Origin of the sequence: Candidatus Chordibacter forsetii, from assembly GCF_964187505.1 — a bacterium.
GTDB classification, from domain to species: domain Bacteria; phylum Verrucomicrobiota; class Verrucomicrobiia; order Opitutales; family Seribacteraceae; genus Chordibacter; species Chordibacter forsetii.
Genome location: NZ_CAXLML010000197.1, coordinates 1 through 4470, shown reverse-complemented (window position 1 = coordinate 4470; position 4470 = coordinate 1). Strand labels below are relative to the sequence as shown.

Genomic DNA, 4470 nt, shown 5'->3' with positions numbered 1-4470 from the left:
TTATTAATCCTGGCATCTAACCAATTATTTGGAGCAATCATAACCTGTCCTGTACCATGGTGTTGAATGGTGGCTTTTTCCAGGAATAATTCTTCGCATTTTAAGGAACCACTCCCATAAACTTGGGCGTCTAAATGAATGATTTCACGACCTTTAAGTGCGATCTCACCACTCCCATCATGTCGTACACTAATCTTTTCGTGACGAAGACCTGAGCAATGAAGAAATCCGGTCGAGTTAGAGTAGAGTTTTATTTCCTTACCTGAAACCTTTTTGATATTTAAATTACTTTTTTCGAGCAGCCTAATTTCTTTTAGACTTTCAATCGAAACAATCACCTCAATTGGAAAGACCCGTTGAGCGGATAAACGCAGTAAAGGGATGATGCGGGAGAGTGAATATGAATTGTTCGCATCAATATAAAGGGTGCGATCGCGCACTTCAGTCGTGACTGCATCGATGATCGAAGAATCGGCAAAATATTCCACCTGCCGATTTCTTTTTCCTGGTTCTACAAAGACGGTAACTGCTCCACGGACTTCAATTTGATCAAAATGAAAACATAGTTTTTTCTTTGACTCAACCGCTCCCGTTAACGAGTCGACGAAGGGGATCCACAATAAGAAAATTTGAATGCTAAGTCTACTTCCACCAAGCATCAGAATGTTACTTCTTTCTTTTACCATATTTTTTTGACCTTCGATTAGGCTTTTTTGATGGCATGGAACCATCTTTTAAGAAACTGATTTGATCACGTAAAAGAGCTGCTTTTTCGAACTCGAGTTTTTTTACCGCGTCGAACATTTCTTTGTCCAATTGTTTGATTAGCTTTTTAACTTCCTCTGGAGATTTATTCTCTGAGACGAGCAAATCATGCTTATCCTCTTCCCTCTCTGTTCTTAAACTCTCCTGAACCGGCCGGGAAATGCTCTTGGGTATAATCCCGTGTTTTTTATTGTAGGCCAATTGTCTCTCTCTTCTATATTGGCATACATCCCATGCTGCCTGGAGGGAGCGTGTCATTACATCCGCATAAAAAATTACCTTACCTAAGATATGTCGAGCCGCTCGACCAGCAGTTTGAATTAGGCTGGTTTCACTTCGAAGAAAGCCTTCCTTGTCGGCATCCAATACGGCAACCAAAGCAACCTCAGGAAGGTCGAGCCCTTCTCGAAGCAAATTAACTCCCACCAAAACATCGCATTCTCCAGCCCGTAAATTTCGCAAAATTTCCACTCTCTCAATCGCATCGACATCAGAATGAAGGTACTCTACTCGAATATCCCGTTCCCGTAAATATTCTGTTAGGTCCTCAGACATTCGCTTGGTTAGGGTGGTAACTAGAACACGGTCGCCTCGTAGGACCACTTTTTTAATTTCGGCAATACAATCCTCAACCTGACCGGATATCGGACGGACTTCCATTTCGGGATCCACCAACCCAGTGGGGCGAATTAATTGTTCGGCTACCAGTGCACTTTTTTCAAATTCTACTTTGCCGGGTGTTGCCGACACATAGATGGTTTGACCCGTAACTTTTGCAAATTCGTCCGGCTTGAGTGGTCGGTTGTCTAGGGCCGAAGGTAGACGAAATCCATACTCAACTAGTTTTTGTTTTCGCGAAAAATCTCCATGAAACATTCCACCGATTTGGGGGATAGAGACATGACTTTCATCAATGAATAGAAGAAAGTCATCGGGGAAGAAATCAATCAAACACCATGGACGTTGGCCTGGTTTACGTTGTGACAGGTGGCGTGAATAATTCTCAATTCCATTGCAAAACCCAATCTCCCTGAGCATTTCCAGGTCATATTCAGTACGCATTCGAATACGTTGAGCTTCCAATAACAAATTATCTTTTTCAAAGGAGGCAACCCGCTCTTCAAGCTCGTTTTCTATTGATTTACATGCCCGTTCAACTTTCTCCTTAGTCGTTACATATTGATTGGCGGGATAGATCTGGTACTGCTCAAATGAACGAATGGTCTCTCCTGTAACAAGGTCAAATTCTCTAAGGCTTTCTATCTCGTCTCCCCAAAACTCAACCCGTAGGGGTTGTTGTGCATAGGCAGGGAAAATATCGACGACATCTCCGCGTACACGAAATCTCCCTGCTCTTAGGTCCATATCGTTACGATTGTAAAGACCAGCGACTAATTGCAAAAGAACATCGTCCCTGCTAACTTGTGCACCTTGTTGTAAATTTACGGAGAGAGCACGAAAATCATCTGGAGAACCGAGGCCATAAATGCATGATACGCTGGCCACAACAATGACATCTTCTCGACTAATCAACGATCCGGTAGTTGCTAACCTTAGACGCTCGATCTCTTCGTTGATTGAAGAGTCCTTTTCGATAAAAGTATCTGTGGATGGAACATAAGCCTCTGGCTGATAATAATCGTAATAACTAACGAAGTATTCCACTGCATTATTTGGGAAAAAACCTTTGAATTCAGAGTATAACTGGGCGGCCAAAGTTTTGTTATGTGAAATGATCAAGGCGGGCCTTTGCAATTCCTGGATCATGTTGGCCATGGTAAAAGTCTTACCGGATCCTGTAACCCCTAGGAGGGTTTGGTAGGGGTTGCCTTTTCTGACTGAGCCAACCAGTTCTTTTATCGCTTTAGGCTGGTCTCCCTGCGGGGAGTAGTCGGAATGAAGTTCGAAATTCATTCCGGATGGTTATGAAGACTGAGCTTTATTATAATATCCGCTCTCACCTTCACTTTTACCGATGATGGCCGCGGCACAACTGTCTCCGAGCACGTTAATCATCGTACGGGACATATCGAGTATCCGGTCGACCACATAGATCATCCCAACTCCGGTGGCAATAGCATGATCGTCAAAGCCAACTGCTTGTAAAATAACAAGGATAGCAACCAAACTTGCAGAAGGAATACCCGCTACACCAACTGAGGTAAGCAGAGCCAGTAATACCACTGAGAATTGGGTGACCCAACCCATTTCAATCCCAAAAAATTGTGCGAGAAAAATCACCACTATGCACTCAAAAAGTGCGGTTCCGTCCATGTTTAAGGTAGCTCCAAGGGGTAGGGTGAAACTGCTTATTTTAGAAGACACACCAACTCGTTGGTTTGTGCATTCCATGGTGACAGGTAAAGTTGCTGATGAAGAAGCGGTGGAAAAAGCGGTAAGTAGGGCAGGGGTCATCGCCCGATAATGATCGAGGAAACGAATGCGCCCCAGAAGTTTTAAAAGAATGGGAAGCACGAGAAGCCCATGGATGCCAAGTGCGAGAAATACGGTAAGGGCAAAACCTCCCATTAACCAAAAGGCATCCAGGCCACTTTTAGCTAGTGTGGGCGTAACCAAGCCAAAAATACCTACAGGAGCAAAGCCTAAGATGAAATTAGTTATTTTAAGAATGATTTCTTGAAAACCCTGCCAAAAATTGAGCTGTCCGTTTCGAAGTTCAGGTTTGATGCGTCCAAGGAAAAAACCAAAGAGCAATCCGAAGCAGATTAGACCGAGCAGTTGTCCCTCAACCGCCGCTGAAAACAGATTTGGGGGAACCATGCGGTGTAAGATTTGAGCAAGGTTAGACCACCCATTATTTGCAGTTTCTATCGCACGGTCAAGGGATGGGATGCTTGTGCTTTGTTGGTTAGCCAGAATTGCCTCCTTAATCTCCGGATCAACCAACCCAGGTTGGAGTAGATTTACGCAGAGTAAACCGGTAGTTACTGCGAGTAATCCTGTTAATGAGTAAATTAATAAAGTTTTGATGCCCAATCGTCCAAAATCCCGATCACCGGAGATCTGTGAAACTCCACAAATTACCGAAGTTAAGACCAAGGGAATTACCACCATTTTTAATCCATTTAGAAAAAGTTTACCAATGAACTCACAAGTTTGAATAAGCCAACCAATCCAAACTGGTGGCTGAGTGGATTCGTCTAGGCTGAAATTTGCCCAGAGTCCAACGCCAAAGGCAAGGCATAGAGAAATGAGAACTTTGTGGTGAAAAGATAGTTTGTTCATCTTTAAGAAAAAAGTTTTTCTACTTGGTCAACGCCTAGGTCAGCGAGAGAGGCGACCAGAAGATCGGGGTTTAAATGCATGAAAGTAGTTGATGGATGAGTGGTGGTCAAAGCAACGGTTTTCATACCTGCTCGTTTAGCCGCTTCTATTCCATGAGGGCTATCCTCAAAAACCACACAGTTTTTAGGAGTAATAGACAAAATTTTTGCCGCCTCTAAAAACACCTCTGGGTCTGGTTTGCCTCTGGATACATCTTCCGAACATGCCGCGCCTAAAAAATATTTAGATAAGTCATGTTGGCTAATCGCTAATTCTACATTTTTTCGCTCAGTAGAGGTACCAATTGAGCAACGGAAAATAGAGGAGGGGGTCTGTTTGAGGAAATCCTTGGAACCTCGTGCAAGCTTAATACCGTCTTTGTTTCCCAATTCCCGATAGATTTCCTCTTTGCGTTTTCCC

The 4470-nt window shown here is 43.5% G+C and carries 4 protein-coding genes; all 4 read right to left on the bottom strand.

The window, feature by feature from the left end; translation table 11 throughout:
* On the bottom strand, positions 1 to 686 hold a 686-nt coding region (locus tag ACKPQ4_RS08695), incomplete at its 3' end, for a GIN domain-containing protein (RefSeq protein ID WP_407680797.1).
* The gene (gene uvrB, locus ACKPQ4_RS08690; RefSeq protein ID WP_407680796.1) at positions 667 to 2679 is read right to left on the bottom strand and encodes an excinuclease ABC subunit UvrB; all 2013 of its coding nucleotides are present in this window, start codon (positions 2677 to 2679) and stop codon (positions 667 to 669) included. The genes ACKPQ4_RS08695 and uvrB, both read right to left, overlap by 20 nt.
* Positions 2680 to 2688: 9 nt before the next feature.
* The gene (locus tag ACKPQ4_RS08685; RefSeq protein ID WP_407680795.1) at positions 2689 to 4011 is read right to left on the bottom strand and encodes a dicarboxylate/amino acid:cation symporter; all 1323 of its coding nucleotides are present in this window, start codon (positions 4009 to 4011) and stop codon (positions 2689 to 2691) included.
* Between the two features lie 2 nt (positions 4012 to 4013).
* On the bottom strand, positions 4014 to 4470 hold a 457-nt coding region (locus ACKPQ4_RS08680), incomplete at its 5' end, for an HAD family hydrolase (protein WP_407680794.1).

Excerpts from the sequence above, each read along its gene's own strand:
- uvrB (WP_407680796.1), bottom strand. The coding sequence starts at position 2,679 with ATGAATTTCGAACTTCATTCCGACTACTCCCCGCAGGGAGACCAGCCT.
- ACKPQ4_RS08685 (WP_407680795.1), bottom strand. The coding sequence starts at position 4,011 with ATGAACAAACTATCTTTTCACCACAAAGTTCTCATTTCTCTATGCCTT.